Origin of the sequence: Vibrio sp. AH4 (assembly GCF_030710545.1) — a bacterium.
In the GTDB taxonomy this organism is placed as follows: Bacteria; Pseudomonadota; Gammaproteobacteria; order Enterobacterales; family Vibrionaceae; genus Vibrio; species Vibrio metoecus.
Window position 1 is genome coordinate 1994335 of sequence record NZ_JALAIV010000001.1, and the last position, 17856, is coordinate 2012190.

17 protein-coding genes, 1 riboswitch and 1 other annotated feature are annotated in these 17856 nt (G+C 47.1%); of the genes, 13 read left to right on the forward strand and 4 right to left on the reverse strand.

Translation table 11 applies throughout. The features are described 5' to 3' along the window. Positions 1-11 precede the first annotated feature (11 nt). Genes MKA69_RS09390 through MKA69_RS09415 form a run of 6 tightly spaced genes read left to right on the forward strand, consistent with a single transcriptional unit; the run spans position 12 to position 4894 of the window. Positions 12-1289 (forward strand): NAD(P)/FAD-dependent oxidoreductase, encoded by a 1278-nt coding sequence (locus MKA69_RS09390; protein WP_305847904.1) that lies wholly within the window; start codon positions 12-14, stop codon positions 1287-1289. Then, a complete protein-coding gene (locus MKA69_RS09395; RefSeq protein ID WP_305847905.1) occupies positions 1289-2098 on the forward strand; it encodes a DUF1365 domain-containing protein in 810 nt (269 codons plus the stop codon). Before MKA69_RS09390 ends, MKA69_RS09395 begins: the two co-directional genes overlap by 1 nt. After that, positions 2088-3329, forward strand: coding sequence for a cyclopropane-fatty-acyl-phospholipid synthase family protein (locus tag MKA69_RS09400; protein WP_000935145.1), 1242 nt, complete (start codon positions 2088-2090; stop codon positions 3327-3329). The genes MKA69_RS09395 and MKA69_RS09400 overlap by 11 nt, the downstream gene beginning before the upstream one ends. Positions 3330-3331: 2 nt before the next feature. After that, complete coding sequence (locus MKA69_RS09405) at positions 3332-3871, forward strand: DUF2878 domain-containing protein (RefSeq protein ID WP_055030966.1); 540 nt, start codon at positions 3332-3334, stop codon at positions 3869-3871. Beyond that, positions 3834-4367 carry a chalcone isomerase family protein gene (locus MKA69_RS09410; RefSeq protein ID WP_305848237.1) on the forward strand — a complete coding sequence of 178 codons (534 nt, stop codon included), beginning with the start codon at positions 3834-3836 and terminating at the stop codon, positions 4365-4367. The genes MKA69_RS09405 and MKA69_RS09410 overlap by 38 nt, the downstream gene beginning before the upstream one ends. Beyond that, positions 4367-4894: a DUF3833 domain-containing protein gene (locus tag MKA69_RS09415; RefSeq protein WP_055027212.1), complete on the forward strand. Its 528-nt coding sequence runs from the start codon at positions 4367-4369 to the stop codon at positions 4892-4894. The genes MKA69_RS09410 and MKA69_RS09415 overlap by 1 nt, the downstream gene beginning before the upstream one ends. A 79-nt stretch (positions 4895-4973) precedes the next feature. Here MKA69_RS09415 and purB read toward each other — a convergent pair whose 3' ends face one another. The 3 genes from purB to mnmA are packed head-to-tail and all read right to left on the reverse strand — an operon-like array spanning position 4974 to position 8158. Then, positions 4974-6344: an adenylosuccinate lyase gene (gene purB, locus MKA69_RS09420; protein WP_000423488.1), complete on the reverse strand. Its 1371-nt coding sequence runs from the start codon at positions 6342-6344 to the stop codon at positions 4974-4976. A 57-nt stretch (positions 6345-6401) separates the two neighbouring features. Then, positions 6402-7019 (reverse strand): high frequency lysogenization protein HflD, encoded by a 618-nt coding sequence (hflD, locus tag MKA69_RS09425; RefSeq protein WP_001262245.1) that lies wholly within the window; start codon positions 7017-7019, stop codon positions 6402-6404. A gap of 23 nt (positions 7020-7042) precedes the next feature. Further along, a complete protein-coding gene (mnmA, locus tag MKA69_RS09430) occupies positions 7043-8158 on the reverse strand; it encodes a tRNA 2-thiouridine(34) synthase MnmA (RefSeq protein ID WP_055030969.1) in 1116 nt (371 codons plus the stop codon). A 264-nt stretch (positions 8159-8422) separates the two neighbouring features. Between mnmA and MKA69_RS09435 the strand changes: the two genes are divergently transcribed. Beyond that, on the forward strand, positions 8423-9727 hold the full coding sequence (locus MKA69_RS09435) for an inosine/guanosine kinase (protein ID WP_305847906.1): 1305 nt from the start codon (positions 8423-8425) through the stop codon (positions 9725-9727). Between the two features lie 55 nt (positions 9728-9782). Here the strand turns inward: MKA69_RS09435 and MKA69_RS09440 are convergent, their stop codons facing one another. Next, complete coding sequence (locus tag MKA69_RS09440; RefSeq protein ID WP_001290196.1) at positions 9783-10190, reverse strand: H-NS family nucleoid-associated regulatory protein; 408 nt, start codon at positions 10188-10190, stop codon at positions 9783-9785. 403 nt (positions 10191-10593) lie between these two features. Continuing rightward, positions 10594-10776: riboswitch (Lysine riboswitch) on the forward strand. Between the two features lie 115 nt (positions 10777-10891). Between MKA69_RS09440 and MKA69_RS09445 the strand changes: the two genes are divergently transcribed. The 6 genes from MKA69_RS09445 to hisH all read left to right on the forward strand — a co-directional run bounded on the left by MKA69_RS09445 (position 10892) and on the right by hisH (position 17848). Then, a complete protein-coding gene (locus MKA69_RS09445; RefSeq protein WP_305847907.1) occupies positions 10892-12493 on the forward strand; it encodes a Na+/H+ antiporter NhaC family protein in 1602 nt (533 codons plus the stop codon). Positions 12494-12682: 189 nt separating this feature from the next. Continuing rightward, positions 12683-12816 (forward strand) — a sequence feature (His leader region). Between the two features lie 55 nt (positions 12817-12871). Further along, a complete protein-coding gene (gene hisG, locus MKA69_RS09450) occupies positions 12872-13768 on the forward strand; it encodes an ATP phosphoribosyltransferase (protein ID WP_001194710.1) in 897 nt (298 codons plus the stop codon). 4 nt (positions 13769-13772) lie between these two features. Then, positions 13773-15068, forward strand: a complete 1296-nt coding sequence (gene hisD, locus MKA69_RS09455; RefSeq protein WP_001261308.1) for a histidinol dehydrogenase — start codon at positions 13773-13775, stop codon at positions 15066-15068. 3 nt (positions 15069-15071) lie between these two features. Further along, positions 15072-16112, forward strand: coding sequence for a histidinol-phosphate transaminase (gene hisC, locus MKA69_RS09460; RefSeq protein WP_305847908.1), 1041 nt, complete (start codon positions 15072-15074; stop codon positions 16110-16112). Positions 16113-16163: 51 nt separating this feature from the next. After that, a complete protein-coding gene (gene hisB / locus MKA69_RS09465) occupies positions 16164-17237 on the forward strand; it encodes a bifunctional histidinol-phosphatase/imidazoleglycerol-phosphate dehydratase HisB (RefSeq protein ID WP_305847909.1) in 1074 nt (357 codons plus the stop codon). Beyond that, on the forward strand, positions 17237-17848 hold the full coding sequence (gene hisH, locus MKA69_RS09470; RefSeq protein ID WP_305847910.1) for an imidazole glycerol phosphate synthase subunit HisH: 612 nt from the start codon (positions 17237-17239) through the stop codon (positions 17846-17848). The genes hisB and hisH overlap by 1 nt, the downstream gene beginning before the upstream one ends. Positions 17849-17856 lie beyond the last annotated feature (8 nt).

Here is a 17856-nt window from a genome sequence, read left to right on the forward strand (position 1 = left end):
AGGATTTTTTGATGAAAATTGCAATCATTGGCTCGGGCATTTCAGGTTTAACCTGTGGTTACTATCTGCACCGTTATCACGATATCACCCTATTCGAAGCCAATGACTACATTGGCGGGCACACTGCGACGGTGGATGTTGAGCTTGCGGGTAAGCCGTACGCAGTGGATACGGGCTTTATCGTTTATAACGACAGAACCTATCCAAATTTCATCAAAATGATGGATGAGATTGGCGTGCAAGGTAACCCGACACAGATGAGCTTCAGTGTGCGGAATGATGCCAATGGTTTGGAGTACAACGGGCATACCCTGACGACCTTATTCGCTCAAAAACGTAACTGGCTGAACCCTAAGTTTTACCGATTTATCAGGGAAATTTTACGTTTTAACCGCTTAGCGAAAGCGTGTGTTGATAACCCATTGGCGAATGAGCAAACCTTAGGTGATTTTCTGGTTCAGCATCAGTTTTCTGAATACTTCTGTGAAAACTACATTCTACCCATGGGGGCGGCGATTTGGTCTTCCTCTCTGGCGGATATGCGAGCTTTCCCTCTGATGTTTTTCGCGCGCTTTTTCCTAAACCATGGCCTACTGGATGTCACCCATCGTCCACAGTGGTATGTGATCCCCGGCGGTTCGCGCAGTTATATTGAGCCACTAACGCAAGGCTTTCGTGACCGAATTCGCCTCAATAGCGCGGTCACTCAAGTGACGCGTTTACCAAGTGGGGTAGACGTTGTGGTCAATGGTCAGAGTGAACGTTTTGATGAGGTGATTTTTGCTTGCCATAGTGACCAAGCCCTCGCCATGCTCAGTGATGCAAGCCCCACCGAACAACAACTGCTTTCTACATTGGCTTATCAAGCCAATGAAGTGGTATTGCATACCGATACTCGTTTGTTACCCAAACGCAAAGCGGCATGGGCATCGTGGAATTACTGGCTGAAAGGTGAGACCAATCAGGAGACGCGCTTGCCATCTTTGACCTACAACATGAATATTTTGCAGCATATTGAAGCGCCAGAGACGTTCTGCGTCACACTCAATAGTAGTGAGGACATTGACCCGAGCAAGATACTGCGCCGATTTACCTATCATCATCCGGTGTTTTCTCGTCCTGCAATTGAAGCACAGCAGAAAAAAGCGCAGATCAGCGGTGTCAACCATACATGGTTTTGTGGCGCATACTGGCATAACGGCTTTCATGAAGATGGGGTACGCAGCGCGTTGGATGTGGTGACCCAATTGGAAGCTTACGCACAGCGCCGTGAGCAAGGAGCGGCCTAATGCCAGTGGTGCAAAAGGTGGTGGTTGGGCAAAGTTGTTTGATGGTGGGGCAAGTCAGACACCGACGTTTTAGACCGGTGGAACATGCACTCAACTCTCCGCTGTTTATGCCTTGTATTGATCTAGATGAATGGCCACAGCTGGCGGATAAAGAGTGGGGATTGGGTGAGCGTTGGTGGCATTGGGCGCGTTTTCGACGTGAAGATTACCTCGGTCAAGGTCCGCTCAAACAAGCGGTGCTTGATAAGGTTGAGCAACTGACGGGAGAGCGAATAGAAGGCGGCCGAGTGGTGGCTTTGATTCATCTGCGTTATCTCGGTATCTACTTCAGCCCAGTCAATTTTTACTATGTCTACGATAGCGAAAAGCGTTGGCGTTATCTGTTGGCTGAAGTCAGCAATACACCGTGGAATGAGCGCCACTACTACGCGGTTCCAGCACAGACAGCATTAACCTCTGAAAAGGCTGCCGTGATTGAGTGGCAGCATGCGAAAGCGTTTCATGTGTCGCCATTCAATCCCATCGAACAGAGATACCACTGGAAAATCAAACCCTTAACCCGCGCGCTGATGATCCATTTAGAGTGCCATCGGAGCGGCAAAGAGTTTGATGCAACATTAGCCATGCAGGCAGAACCTTTGGTTGCTAGCAATTTATTACCTCGATTGATCAAAACGCCGATTATGGCAGTAAAAGTGGTACTGGGAATTTATTGGCACGCCTTCAAACTGTGGCGTAAAGGCGCGCCGTTTTACGCGCACCCAAACCAGAGCCAAAACAATAATAAGGAGCAAACTCATGTTAAATAGCTCATCAATAGAAATATCCCGCTCTCTCACTAGTTGGCAAAAAGGCGCACGCAGTGTCATTCATCGTGCATTGCAGTATCTCGAAGGCAATTTAACCGTGGTTGAGCATTTTCCTGGGCAAACGCAAACATCGCATGAGCAATTTGGCCAAGATAAGCCTGATGCTATTCATGCCGTAATCGAGGTTAAGCACCCGGATTTTTACAGTCGTATTCTGAAAGGTGGAAGTATTGCCGCGGCCGAAGCCTATATGGATGGTTGGTGGGAAAGCCCTAATCTGACGGCCTTGATGCAGTTGATGGCGGCCAACCTCGGTACGCTCGATAAATTGGAAAGCCAAAGTAGCCCAGTAACTCAATGGTTAAACCGGATTGCCCATTGGTTAAAACGTAACACGATCGAGCAAGCGAAAAACAATATCCATCAACACTATGATTTAGGTAATGCGCTATACCAACTGTTCTTAGATGACAGCATGTTGTATTCCAGCGCGCTGTTTAGTGATCCTGATGCCTCTTTGGAGCAGGCGCAACAGGCAAAAATGCAGCGTTTGTGTGAGCAATTACAGCTTAAACCGACCGATCACGTGTTAGAAATTGGCACAGGTTGGGGCGCAATGGCGATTTACATTGCGCAAAACTATGGTTGTAAAGTTACCACAACCACGATTTCTGAAGAGCAATTTGCTTACGCAAAACAGCAAATTACAGCGTTGGGTTTGAGTGAGCAAATTACGCTTCTGAAACAAGACTATCGTTTATTGGAAGGTCAGTACGACAAACTGGTTTCAATTGAAATGATTGAGGCGGTTGGCAAAGCGTTTTTACCCTCCTTCCTTACTCAGTGTTACGACTTGCTCAAACCTCACGGCAAGATGGCACTTCAGGCGATTACCATTGCTGACCAACGTTATGAAAGCTACAGCAATAACGTAGATTTTATTCAGAAGTATATTTTCCCGGGCGGCTTTTTGCCGTCGGTCAGCGCGTTAACTACGCTGGCAGCGAAACGCACAGGATTTGTGGTGCGTAATCTGCACGACATCGGTATGGATTACGCGGTGACATTGCAACATTGGCGTGAACGCTTTGAACAGCAATTGCCCCAAGTGCGTGAGCTGGGTTATGACGAACGCTTTATTCGCATGTGGCGTTACTACTTTTGTTATTGCGAAGGGGGTTTTTTAGCCCGCAGTATCAGCACAGTACATATGACGTTTGAACGAGATTAATCATGGCGTTAGTGGTGACTTCATTATGGTTTGACCTACTTTGGGCGCTGGCAGTATGGGGCCAGCACACTTGGTTATGGCTTACCGCATTATTGGTGGTGGCCACTTATGGTTTAACCGCGATGCAGCATCACCCACTATTTGAAAAGATGGTATGGATGGCGGTCGTTGGCATCGTAATTGACAGCGGCAATATGTTATTAGGGGTGCTGACCTTTGCCGACGGGCAATTTCCGCTGTGGTTAATGGCACTTTGGTTTGCCTTTACTTGGTATGCAGGCCATTTGCTGCCGCAGCTTACCCGATATTCTAAGACTTTATTGTGTATCGCGGGTGGTGGTTTAGGTTGCTTAAGTTATTGGTTCGGCTATCGAATCGGCGCAGTGAGTTGGGAATACCCCACATTGCTGGTGATGTTGGCACTGTTTTTGGAATGGATAGGTATCACTTGGTTACTGTTGAAGGTAATGAGGCATGAAAAAAGGACTTATAACCCTATTCGTTTTGCTGATGAGCGGTTTGGGATACGCCGACGCCGCTAGTGCAGCACAAGCTGAGCATAAACCGTCCAGTACATGGACGGATTGGCCTGTGGTCGGGCAGGCAACGCTTTCGTGGTTTTGGTTGGATATTTACTCTTCACAACTGAGAGCACCCGATGGGCAGTACCATGAATCACAGGATATTTCTCCACATCCCATGGCATTGGAGATTCGTTATCTGCGTAACATTAAACGTCAACAGTTAATTGATGCCACTAAAGACCAATGGCACAAGCTTGGGTTCAAAGAGCCACAAACCCAGTCTTGGCTGGATCAATTACAGCAAATGTTACCGGATGTCTCGATAGGTGATCGCCTGATCTACGTTTCTGATGGGAAAAGCGGTGAGTTTTTCTTTGCTCGTGAGCAAGAGGCACAACAAAGCATTGGAGTGGTTATGGATGAAGCATTCAACGATGCCTTTTTATCAATTTGGCTTTCCCCACAAACTGAATATTTAGCCTTACGTAATCAACTGATAGGAATGAATCGGTAATGAAATACTACTCAACTTGGCTGTTATTGTTCTTCTTAGGGCTTAGCGGATGTTCAGCGGATATCGATGATTACCGTGTGGCAACGCCCAAGTTTGATCTGTTCAATTACTTTGTCGGCACAACTCATGCTTGGGGTATGGTACAAGACTACACCGAGAAGCAGACGCGCCGTTTTGAGGTGGTAATAGAAGGCCGAGTTGAGAGTAACCAACTGATTTTAGTCGAAGATTTCGTTTTTGATGATGGGGAGAAGGATCAACGGATCTGGACGATTAACCGAACGGCTAACGATGAGTACGAAGGACGAGCGGATGATATTGTTGGAACGGCTCGCGGTAAAGAAGTGGGCAATGCACTGCAGTGGCAATACGATTTTGTGCTGCAACGCGACAGTGGTGATGTGCAAGTACACTTTGATGACTGGTTGTATCGACAAGATGAGAAGCGGGTGTTCAACTTAACCAAAATTCGCAAATTTGGTCTTGAAGTCGGTCGGATTACTCTGTTTTTTGAAAAGCAGGAGTGAAATGGTCTGGTATAAACCAAGTCGATAAGTAAAAGGGGAGCCGTTGCTCCCCTTAGTCATTTGCTCTCTCTTGTTGAGATTACAGCTTGTCCGTCAGCTCAATCGCATAGCCAATGTAGCTGGCTGGTGTCATGGCTTTCAGGCGCGTTTTCTCTTCGGTTGGCAGCTCTAAACCATCAATAAATTGACGCATCGCTTCGCCATCTACACGCTTACCACGAGTCAGCTCTTTGAGCTTCTCATAAGGCTTTTCAATGCCGTAGCGGCGCATCACAGTTTGGATTGGTTCAGCCAGAACCTCCCAGTTGTGATCCAGTTCTGCAAGCAGCGCATCGCGGTTCACTTCCAGTTTGCTGATGCCTTTGAGGGTTGAAGTGTAGGCAATGATCGCATAACCCACACCAACACCTAGGTTACGCAGCACGGTAGAATCCGTCAGATCACGTTGCCAACGAGAGATAGGCAGCTTTTGCGCTAGGTGAGTAAACATCGCGTTCGCCAGACCCAAGTTACCTTCTGAGTTTTCAAAGTCGATTGGGTTGACTTTGTGTGGCATGGTAGAAGAGCCAATTTCACCCGCGATGGTTCTTTGTTTGAAGTGACCCAGAGCAATATAACCCCAAACATCACGATCAAAGTCGATCAAGATGGTGTTAAAACGCGCCACCGCTTCAAACAGCTCAGCAATGTAATCATGCGGCTCGATTTGCGTGGTGTACGGGTTCCAGTCTACGCCCAGAGATTCAGTGATGAACTCTTCGCTGAATTTGTGCCAATCCACGGTTGGGTAGGCAGAAAGGTGTGCGTTGTAGTTACCGACTGCACCGTTGATTTTGGCTAGGATTTCAACGTTAGCGATCTGCTTGTACTGGCGTTCCATACGGTATGCCACGTTTGCCATCTCTTTACCCATGGTCGAGGGAGAGGCTGGTTGACCGTGAGTACGAGAAAGCAGCGGAATATCGCGGTACTCTTCAGCCAGTTTGCGAATTGCGTCAATCACGTTGCGAATTTCAGGCAGGATCACCGTGTCACGCGCTTCCTTGAGCATCAACGCATGTGAAGTGTTGTTGATGTCTTCTGAAGTACAAGCAAAGTGAATGAACTCGTTGACCGCATGCAGCTCAGGCATGGCAGCCACTTTTTCTTTCAGGAAGTATTCCACGGCTTTTACATCGTGGTTGGTAGTGCGTTCAATTTCTTTGATACGCAGCGCATCCGCTTCATTGAAGTTGGCGGCAATCGCATCAAGGAATTGATTCGCTTCGGCACTGAATGCAGGCACTTCTGCGATCTCAGCAGTGGCGGCTAGCTTTTGTAGCCAGCGAATTTCAACGATAGTGCGGTACTTTAGGAGACCAAACTCACTGAAGATACTGCGTAACGCAATCGTTTTACTTCCGTAGCGGCCATCTACCGGTGAAACAGCAGTCAATGCTGACAGTTCCATGTTCTTCTCCTGAATATTGAGTTAAAGGTGTGAGTAATTTGAATGGGTCGTCATCATTTAGATTCGCGCTAATAAAAGCTGCGCTTGTTCGATCATCTTTTTACGACCGAAAATCAGGTGACGACGGCGTCCACCAACCTGACGCCACAATACGGCGCAGCGGATCCCTGATAGGAGTAGGGCGCGCACTTTGTGCTGGTTAGCGGTTTGCTGTAATACGGTTGGAGTGCCAGTGACTTGAATGCGTGGGCCAATCGGGCTAATCACATCAAGGTAAATACTGGCGAGGTTACTGATCATCTGATCATCAAATAAGTCAAAATGCTCAAGTTGTCGCTCAATCATTTGAATGCGGTCACCGAGTTGGCTCATCGCGTCACGGCGGCCACTCAACTTACGTTCAAGCGCCATTAGGCTAATCAGATAACGGGTGATTTCACTGCCCGTTGGAGTGCTGTCAATCCCTTTGACCAAGCACTCCAAACCGAGTTTGAGTTGACTTTCGTGACCGAAGACTTCTAGCGTGTTACTTGGATTGGTACAAGTAATCGCTTTAAGCGACGTTTCAAACGCATCTGAATCACAGTGACCATTTTGGGCGACTTGTTGAACAAGTGCCACTGCCTGACAAATGCCAGCGAAAGCGATGGTACGGTCGTAAATTGCGTTAGCCACGTAAATCTCCTAAATATCGACTATCAAATGCGTTCTTCGATGATGCCGCCACCAAGGCAGATTTCACCTTGATAAAATACGGCGGATTGTCCCGGAGTCACAGCCACTTGTGGCTCGTCAAACATCACTTTAATTCGGTCATCACCAACGGGAACGACGGTACAAGCGATGTCACTTTGACGATAGCGGGTTTTTACACTGCAACGTACAGGCTCAGTGATGGGGGTACGGTCAACCCAATGCAGTTGTGCCGCGACCAAACCATGAGATTTGAGCAGTGGATGATCGGCACCTTGTACTGCGATGAGCACATTGCGTTTGAGATCTTTGTCCGCGACATACCATGGCTGTTCGCTACTCTCTTTCATACCACCAATGTGCAGACCTTTACGTTGTCCGAGCGTGTGGTACATCAAGCCTTGGTGCTCACCAATCACTTTCCCTTCGGGGGTTTCAATTTTACCCGGTTGGGCTGGCAAATAGCGAGATAAGAAGTCAGTAAATTTGCGCTCACCGATAAAACAGATGCCGGTAGAATCTTTCTTTTTCGCCGTGATTAAACCTTGTTCTTCCGCAATGCGGCGTACTTCTGGTTTTTCGAGCTCCCCAACGGGGAATAGGCTACGCGCTACTTGTTCGTGGCTCAGCGTATAAAGGAAGTAACTTTGATCTTTATTGTTGTCCAAGCCGCGCAGCATTTGCGGTTTTTCGCCATTGTGCGGGAAAGTACGGCGCACATAGTGCCCCATAGCAATATAATCGGCATCCAACACTTCATCGGCAAATTCTAAGAAGGCTTTGAATTTGATTTCTTTGTTACACAGAATATCTGGGTTTGGGGTACGTCCGGCTTTATATTCAGCAAGGAAGTATTCAAATACGTTATCCCAGTATTCCGCAGCAAAGTTAATGGTATGCAGTGGAATGTCGAGTTTGTCACACACAGCCTGAGCATCGGCGAGATCTTCTGCCGCAGTACAATACTCTTCGTTATCGTCTTCTTCCCAGTTTTTCATAAACAGGCCTTCCACTTGGTAACCCTGTTGCTTGAGAAGATAGGCTGAAACTGAGGAATCAACCCCTCCAGACATACCGACAATCACTTTCTTTTGGCTGTTTGCGCTGTGCTCTACAGACATCACTTTTCTACCACTTGAGGAACTTGGACGAGGATTCTAACAGAAAGAATTTTTCGAGGACAGATCCGAGACGGTAATCACACTTCATCGAGCCTTAAACAAATGTTGCTAAATCATTGAATCACTTGTGCTCCAAGCGCTAAAGATAGGGAGTGAAATAAAATCATCACCATGCAAACGTTTGCTATTTTTTCCTTTGTTGCTGCACTAAAAGGTGCGCGGTAGAATCGGCGCTCCTTTCATCCCAGAAGCCTAGTAACCCTTATGAAATTTCCTGGCCAACGCAAATCTAAGCATTATTTTCCGGTTCACGCGCGTGACCCTTTAGTGATTCAAGCGCAAGAAAATAAGAAGATGTCGCGCACTCATATTATCGGTATTGATCAAACGTTGGTGGATATTGAGGCCAAGGTGGATTCCGATTTGATTGAGCGTTATGGCCTGAGTAAGGGACACTCATTAGTGATCGATGATCAAGCGGCTGAAGCCTTATATAACGAATTAAAAGATCAGCGCTTAATTACTAATGAATATGCAGGTGGAACCATAGGGAATACGCTGCACAACTATTCAGTGTTAGCCGATGACCGCTCAACCCTACTGGGTGTGATGAGCCAAGACATTAAAATTGGCAGCTATGGTTATCGTTACCTATGTAATACTTCTAGCCGTATGGATCTGAATTATTTACAAGGTGTTGAAGGTGCAATTGGGCGCTGTTTTGCGCTGATTACCGAAGATGGTGAACGTACTTTTGCGATCAGCGAAGGTCAAATGAACCAATTACACCCAGACAGTATTCCTGAGAAAATATTTGCCAGTGCATCTGCATTAGTGATCACCGCTTATTTAGTTCGCTGTAAAGAAGGCGACCCGATGCCAGAAGCGACAATGCGCGCCATTGAATATGCCAAAAAATACGATGTTCCTGTGGTATTAACCCTAGGAACCAAATTTGTTATTCAGGATGATCCTAAATTCTGGCAAGACTTTTTACGTGATCATGTCACTGTCGTTGCAATGAATGAAGATGAAGCATTGGCGTTAACCGGAGAAAGTGATCCTCTAGCTGCGTCTGATAAAACCTTGGATTGGGTAGATTTAGTGTTATGTACTGCTGGCCCAGTTGGTTTATTTATGGCCGGATATACAGAAGAATCCGCCAAGCGTGAAACATCACTCCCATTATTACCAGGTTCAGTAGCGGAATTTAATCGCTATGAATTTAGTCGCCCTGCACGTAAAGACAGTTGTATAAACCCGATTCGTGTTTATTCACATATTTCACCGTACATGGGTGGGCCAGAGAAGATAAAAAATACCAATGGTGCGGGTGATGCAGCATTATCGGCCTTGTTACACGATATGGCTGCCAATAAATACCACAAAGAAAATGTACCTAACTCAAGTAAGCATCAACATGAGTTTTTAACCTATTCCTCTTTTTCTCAAGTGTGTAAATATTCAAACCGTGCGAGTTATGAGGTGTTGGCTCAACATTCTCCACGTCTTTCACGTGGTCTTCCCGAGCGGGAAGATAGCCTTGAAGAGGCTTATTGGGAAAGATAAAGATAATAAAAAGGCTCCTTTGGGAGCCTTTATCATATTCGTTTGAAACGCTGAATTAGAGAGCAAACTCTTCGAGAGATTTGCCTTCATCCAGTGCTTTTTGAATAGCAGAAGGAGTACGGCCTTGACCTGTCCAAGTCTTTTCTTCACCGTTGGTGTCAATGTACTTGTATTTTGCAGGGCGAGGAGCACGTTTGCCTTTTGCTTTCGTTTTTGTTTCACCAGACAGCGCAGAAATAAGCGCTTCTAGATCAATACCATCTTTAGCAATTTGCTCTGCAATCGCGGCTAATTTCGCTTCTTGTTCTGCACGAGCAGCAATTTCTTCCGCTTCGGCTTCTTTACGCTCTTCAACAACTGTAGTGAATTTATCTAAAGCTTCTTCAAGTTGCTCAATAGTCAGTTCGCGTGCATAAGCACGTAGGCTACGAATATTTAATAAAGTCTTAGTGATTTCCGACATTACCATTTCCTGTTCACAATTTGGATAACGAGTTAATACTAAACCTAGCTTATTATACTGACAAGTTTTCGCTGCAAATATTAAGTCAAAATAGTAAGAAAGTAAAAATATAAAGTTTATTTATATTGGCATTTCCTAGTTTTTGGAAAATTTACACAAGGCATATAAAAGTAACTGCAGAAAACTTATCACACAGATAAATAATATTAGACCTATATATCAAGGTGTGAGAATTTTTTATGAAATAGGTATCAATGGTATGGCTGATTTGTGAGCTGTGCCACTTGTTTTTCTCACCTATGCCTAGTTGCATTGATATTTTTGTTAAGTAAAATGTTTCTTACCTAATGCGAAAAGCGGGCTGAACTTGATCCAAATGAGTTGGAATAGTCAGCCACGAGGTTTTCGCTGTAGAGGAGCGGTTACGAAGAGTATCCACAATTAGGGTGATGCCTATGAGTTGTGGAGAAAGGCGTTGTCGCCGAAGTCAGTTTGCCGATCAAAGCAACTGGCTGGGGTTACATCAAATAGGTGTAACACTGCCATAGTCTATATTGTTGTTAAACTATGGAGCGCTACTGTAGGGTTGGGTGAAGTGTTCGCTTCCCTTTCGCTTAGTTCAACATAAATTAAGTTGACATGAAGTCACTTAGTTTGTCTGCAGTAGATCTCTAACCATTTTTTACTGGTTTAGGAAGATCATGAATTTAATCGATTTTGCTTCTTCGCCGTTCTCAGTTGTGCCACCTCTTGTGGCGTTGAGTCTGGCTATCATTACTCGCCGCGTATTACTTTCTCTCGGTGTGGGTATTTTCTTAGGTGCTTTACTGTTGGCTGACTATTCGGTTGGTCAAGCGTTGCAATATATTGCCACTCAAGTCGGTAGCGTGTTTGTGAAAGACGGAGCACTCAATGCTTGGAATATGAGCATTGTCGGCTTTCTACTGTTACTGGGTATGATGACGGCGTTGTTGACTCTCTCTGGGGGAACCCGAGCGTTTGCTCAGTGGGCACAGGTTCGAGTCAAAAGTAAACGAGGTTCGAAATTACTGGCAGCATTCTTAGGCGTATTCATTTTTGTTGACGACTATTTTAATAGCCTAGCTGTTGGTTCTATCGCCCGTCCGGTGACGGATCGTTTTTACGTTTCGCGCGCTAAGTTAGCCTATATTCTTGATTCTACAGCGGCACCAATGTGTGTGGTGATGCCGGCTTCAAGTTGGGGTGCTTATATCATGACCATTATCGGCGGTATTTTGGTTTCACACGGCATTGAAGATTACTCTGCATTAGGCGCTTATCTTCGCCTAGTGCCGATGAACTTCTATGCGATCTTTGCGTTGTTAATGGTGTTTGCTGTGGTGTGGTTCCAAATGGATATCGGCCAGATGCGCAAACATGAAATAGCCGCCTCTCAAGGTCGTGGTTTTGAAGAAGACCCTAGCACCGATGCGAAAGAAGCGCATGAGCTAAATGAAGAGCTCGATATTCACGAAAGTGAAGGTGGCACTGTTTTAGATTTGGTTCTACCTATCGTATTCCTTGTTGTTGCGACGATTAGCGCAATGATTTGGACTGGTGCGAGCGCATTAGCAGAAAGCGGTCAATCCTTTAATATTTTTGGGGCGTTTGAAAATACCAATGTCGGTACTTCATTGGTTTATGGCGGATTAGTTGGTCTGGCGATGGCCTTTGTCACCGTACTTCGTCAAAAATTGCCAACCGTTGAAATCGCAAAAACCTTGTGGACTGGTGCTAAATCGATGTTTGGTGCGATTCTGATCCTGATTTTCGCATGGACGATTGGCTCGGTGATTGGTGACATGAAGACAGGTGCTTACCTTTCATCGTTAGTGCAAGGCAATATTGACTCACATTGGTTACCTGTCATTCTGTTCATCTTGTCTGGCGCAATGGCATTTTCCACCGGCACATCATGGGGTACTTTTGGCATTATGCTGCCGATTGCTGGTGATATGGCTGGCGCTACAGATATTGCGCTGATGCTACCGATGCTCGGTGCGGTGCTTGCGGGTTCAGTTTTCGGTGACCACTGCTCGCCGATTTCAGATACCACCATCCTGTCATCGACAGGCGCGCGTTGCCACCACATTGATCACGTCTCTACTCAGCTGCCATATGCATTAGCCGTTGCTCTGGTTTCCGCATTGGGCTACGTAGTGTTAGGCATGTTTGGCTCACTGTGGTTAGCATTAGGTGCAACCTCTGTAGCTTTTGTGGTAGTGTGCTTTATCTTCGCTTTACTCTCTAAGGCGAAAGTCAGTAAGCAAGTCTCCGCTTAATTCACAGCATGATCGTTATATAGAAAAGAGGCCATTCGGCCTCTTTTTTCGATTCAAACAAGGTGTCATGAAAAAATAACCAGAAAAGTATCAATTTGTGGTTGAAAAAAAAACTCAGCTTGGTTAGTGTGAATGCAGTTCTCAAAAAAATAGAAAGTAACTAAGTATGCGTAATTTCGTAATGAACATTCATCACCATCATCATCCCTAAGGTGTCTTTCGGGAGATGTACGCATACCCGGGGGACAGGAATCTCCCGGAGTTGAAATCAGAGCCACAAAAAGATTCTAACCCTCGGGAGACCAAACCTCCCGAGGGTTTTTCGTTTTAAGCTTTGAAAAAATTATTAAATTCAACAAATTGCAAAGGAAGAATAAGATGCAAACACAACGACTAAGAATCGCGGTACAGAAAAAAGGCCGTCTGAGCCAAGAGTGCCAAGAGCTGCTGAAAAAATGCGGTGTGAAGTTCAACATCATGGGTGAGCGTTTGGTGGTTCATTCACTCAATATGCCGATTGACCTGCTGTTAGTGCGTGACGATGATATTCCTGGGCTGATCATGGACGGCGTCGTTGACCTAGGATTTGTCGGTGAGAACGTGCTTGAAGAAACACGTTTAGACCGATTGGCGCTCAACCAACGTAACGAATTTATCACTCTGCGCCGTATGGATTTTGGTGGTTGCCGTCTTTCCATCGCGATTGAAAAAGATGCAGAGTATCGTGGCCCGCAAGATCTGAATGGTAAACGCATTGCCACCACTTACCCTCAACTGCTCAAAGCTTATATGGATCGCCAAGGCGTGGACTTCAGCGCTTGTATGTTGACAGGTTCCGTCGAAGTGGCTCCTCGTGCGGGGTTAGCCGATGCGATTGCGGATCTCGTCTCCACTGGTGCAACCTTAGAAGCCAACGGTCTTAAAGAAGTCGAAGTGATTTTCGAGTCCAAGGCCACCCTGATTCAACGTCCTGGCGCTTTTGCTGAAGATAAAGCGGCACTAATTGATAAGCTCCTCACTCGTATGCACGGCGTACAACAAGCCAAAGAATCGAAGTACATCATGCTGCATGCTCCGGTTGAGAAGCTGTCTCAAATCAAAACCTTGCTGCCCGGAGCAGAAGACCCAACCGTTCTGCCTTTATCAGCCGACAAATCCAAAGTTGCAGTGCACATGGTGAGTTCAGAAAACCTGTTTTGGGAAACCATGGAGCAGCTCAAAGCCCTCGGTGCTAGCTCAATTTTGGTGTTACCGATTGAAAAAATGATGGAGTAAGGCAATGAGAACCGTTGTTTGGCAATCGTTGAGTGAAGCTCAGCAAGAATCGATTTTAGAACGCCCTGCGATTACTGAAGGGGCAAACATCACCGCTGCGGTTGCGCAAGTGATTGCGAAAGTCCGCAGTGAAGGTGATGCAGCCCTGTTTGAATTAACCGAAAAATTTGATCGTGTAAAACCGGCTTCACTGCGCGTGTCTCGTGAAGAGATGGATGCCGCAGCCGCGCGTTTGTCGGAAACAATGAAACAGGCGTTGGAGCAGGCATACAACAACATCAGCAAATTCCACAAGGCGCAAAAAGCGCAGCCAATCAAAGTGGAAACCATGCCCGGAGTGGTGTGTGAGCAAGTGACTCGCCCGATAAATAAAGTGGGTCTGTATATTCCGGGTGGCAGCGCACCGTTACCATCAACTGTGCTAATGCTCGGTGTGCCTGCGCAAATCGCCGGTTGCCGTAAAGTGGTGCTCTGCTCACCACCGCCAATTGCGGATGAAATTCTCTACGTCGCTAAGCTGTGTAACATTGATGAGGTGTACAACCTAGGCGGCGGTCAGGCAATCGCCGCAATGGCTTATGGCACGGAAACGGTGACTAAAGTCGACAAAATCTTTGGCCCCGGTAACGCCTATGTGACGGAAGCAAAACGCCAAGTGAGTAACGATTTCCGCGGTGCAGCGATTGATATGCCTGCAGGACCTTCAGAAGTATTGGTGATTGCTGATGAAACGGCGGATGCCGATTTTATTGCCGCCGATCTCCTCAGTCAGGCAGAGCACGGCCCTGATTCTCAGGTGGTGTTGGTGACGCCATCTCCGGTGTTAGCCGATCAGGTAACGGACGCAGTGCAAAAGCAGCTTAAAGTGCTTTCGCGCGCCAGTATTGCTGAAAAAGCCTTGGCTTCCAGTCTGATCATTATTGCTGAATCACTCACCCAAGCAGTGTCGATTTCTAACTACTACGGCCCTGAGCACTTGATTGTGCAGACGCGCAACCCGCGTGAGTTGGTTCCACTGCTCGATAACGCAGGCTCCATTTTCCTTGGCGATTGGTCGCCAGAATCGGTAGGAGATTACGCTTCAGGTACTAACCATGTGCTACCCACTTACGGTTACACCCGCACCTATTCCAGCTTAGGTTTGGCCGATTTCAGTAAACGCATGACAGTGCAAGAGCTGACCGCTGATGGCTTGCAATTGCTCGCGCCAACTGTGGTAACGATGGCGGAAGCAGAAGGGTTAGACGCGCACAAACGTGCGGTTACGATTCGAGTAGAAAAATTACAGAAGGCTCAATAAATTATGGAAAAACTGGCTCGTCAACAAATTCAAGCGTTAACCCCATACCTTTCTGCGCGTCGTATTGGTGGTAGTGGTGATGTCTGGCTCAATGCTAACGAATCGCCTTTCAATAACGAATACAAAACCGATTTTGCGCGCCTTAATCGTTACAGTGATTGCCAACCTAAGGCGATGATCCAAGCCTACGCCAATTACGCTGGGGTAGCTCCGGAGCAAGTACTGACTTCGCGCGGCGCGGATGAAGGGATTGAGCTTTTGATCCGTGCTTTCTGCGAACCCAATCAGGACGCGATTCTTTTTTGCCCTCCAACCTACGGTATGTATGCGATCAGTGCAGAAACCTTTGGCGTTGAGCGTAAAAAAGTGCCGCTGACTGCCGATTGGCAACTCGATTTACCGAGCATTGAAGCCAATCTGGATCGCGTTAAATTGGTATTTGTGTGTAGCCCGAATAACCCGACTGGGAACTTGGTCAAACGTGCCGACATCATCAAACTGCTGGAGATGACCAAAGATCGCGCCATTGTGGTGATGGATGAAGCCTACATCGATTTCTGCCCAGAGGCATCGACGGTCGATTTGCTCGCCCAATATCCGAACTTGGCGATTCTACGCACACTCTCTAAAGCCTTTGCTTTGGCGGGACTACGCTGTGGCTTCACGCTTGCCAATGCTGAGCTCATCAATGTCTTGCTCAAAGTGATTGCGCCTTATCCGGTGCCGGTGCCGGTTGCCGAAATCGCGGTGCAAGCCTTATCACCTGCTGGTCTCGCGCGCGCCAAATACCAAGTATTGGATCTCGGCGCGAATCGAGCATACCTACAAGTGGGGCTCTCTATGGTTCCGGGTGTGCAGGTTTTTGAAGGTTGGGGTAACTATCTCTTAGTGAAATTCCCTGATGGCAATGCGCTATTTAAAGCGGCGTGGGAGCACGGCATTATTTTGCGAAATTCTCCGATTGAAAACTGTGTGCGTATCAGTGTTGGCAATCGCGAAGAGTGTGAAAAAACCGTCGCGTTTATTCGCAACTACTACCAGTAATTTTGTTTACAGCAGCTCGCAGAGCGGGCTGCTGATGAAAAGGACATTCTTGTGAGCAAACAACAAAAAATTCTTTTTATCGACCGCGACGGCACCTTAATTGTTGAGCCGCCAGTGGATTTTCAAGTCGACCGTTTGGACAAACTCAAACTTGAGCCTTATGTGATCCCAAGCCTGCTCAAGCTACAAGAGGCGGGCTATCGCTTAGTGATGGTGACTAATCAGGATGGTTTAGGCACTTCAAGCTACCCGCAAGCGGATTTCGATGCGCCGCATAACATGATGATGGACATTTTTGAATCGCAAGGCGTGAAGTTTGATGATGTGCTGATTTGCCCACACTTTGAGCGTGATAACTGTTCGTGCCGCAAACCGAAACTGGGCTTGGTCAAAGAGTATCTGCAAGGTGGCAAAGTCGATTTCAAATCGTCAGCCGTGATTGGCGATCGCATGACCGATCTGCAACTGGCGGAAAATATGGCGATTCGCGGTATTCAATACCACCCACAAACCATGGGTTGGCTGGATATCGTGAAAGATCTCACCACTAAGCCGCGTGTTGCCCAAGTGGTGCGTAAAACCAAAGAAACCGATATTCAAGTCACCGTTAATCTTGACCAAACCGGTGGTAATCAGATTGAAACTGGCTTGGGCTTTTTTGACCACATGCTGGATCAAATCGCCACTCACGGTGGTTTTCAACTGCAGCTGAAAGTGGCTGGAGATCTGCACATCGATGATCACCACACAGTGGAAGATACCGCCTTGGCACTGGGTCAAGCGCTGCGTGAAGCTCTGGGTGACAAACGTGGTATTGGGCGCTTTGGTTTCACATTGCCCATGGATGAGTGTTTGGCACAGTGCGCGTTGGATCTCTCGGGTCGTCCGTATCTGAAATTTGATGCGAGCTTTAGTCGCCCGCAAGTTGGCGATCTGTCGACCGAGATGGTGTATCACTTCTTCCGCTCATTGACCGATACCTTGGCGTGCACTCTGCACCTCTCATCCAGTGGCGATAACGATCACCACATCATTGAGAGCCTGTTTAAAGCGTTTGGTCGCACGCTACGTCAAGCCATCAGGGTGCAAGGTAACGATCTGCCGAGCAGTAAAGGGGTGCTCTGATGACTCAGAATGTGGTGATTATTGATACTGGCTGCGCCAATATCTCCTCAGTCAAATTCGCCATTGAGCGATTAGGCTATGCAGTGACGATTTCGCGCGATCCGCAAGTGGTGCTCGCCGCTGACAAACTGTTTCTGCCCGGTGTCGGCACCGCAAGCGAAGCAATGAAAAACCTCACCGAACGCGATTTGATCGAGCTAGTGAAGCGGGTTGAAAAGCCATTGCTTGGCATCTGTCTTGGCATGCAACTGCTTGGCAAATTGTCCGAAGAGAAAGGCCAGAAAGCCGATGAGATTGTGCAGTGTTTAGGGTTAGTCGATGGCGAGGTCCGTTTGCTGCAAACTGGCGATCTGCCGTTGCCACACATGGGCTGGAACACGGTGCAAGTCAAAGAGGCGCATCCACTGTTTAAGGGCATTGAATCTGATGCCTATTTCTACTTCGTGCACAGCTTTGCTATGCCCGTTGGCGATTACACCATAGCCCAGTGCGAGTATGGCCAGCCGTTCAGCGCGGCAATTCAAGCGGGGAACTATTACGGGGTGCAATTTCACCCTGAGCGCTCTTCAAAAGCGGGCGCACGCTTGATTCAAAACTTTCTTGAGCTTTAGGGACAAGC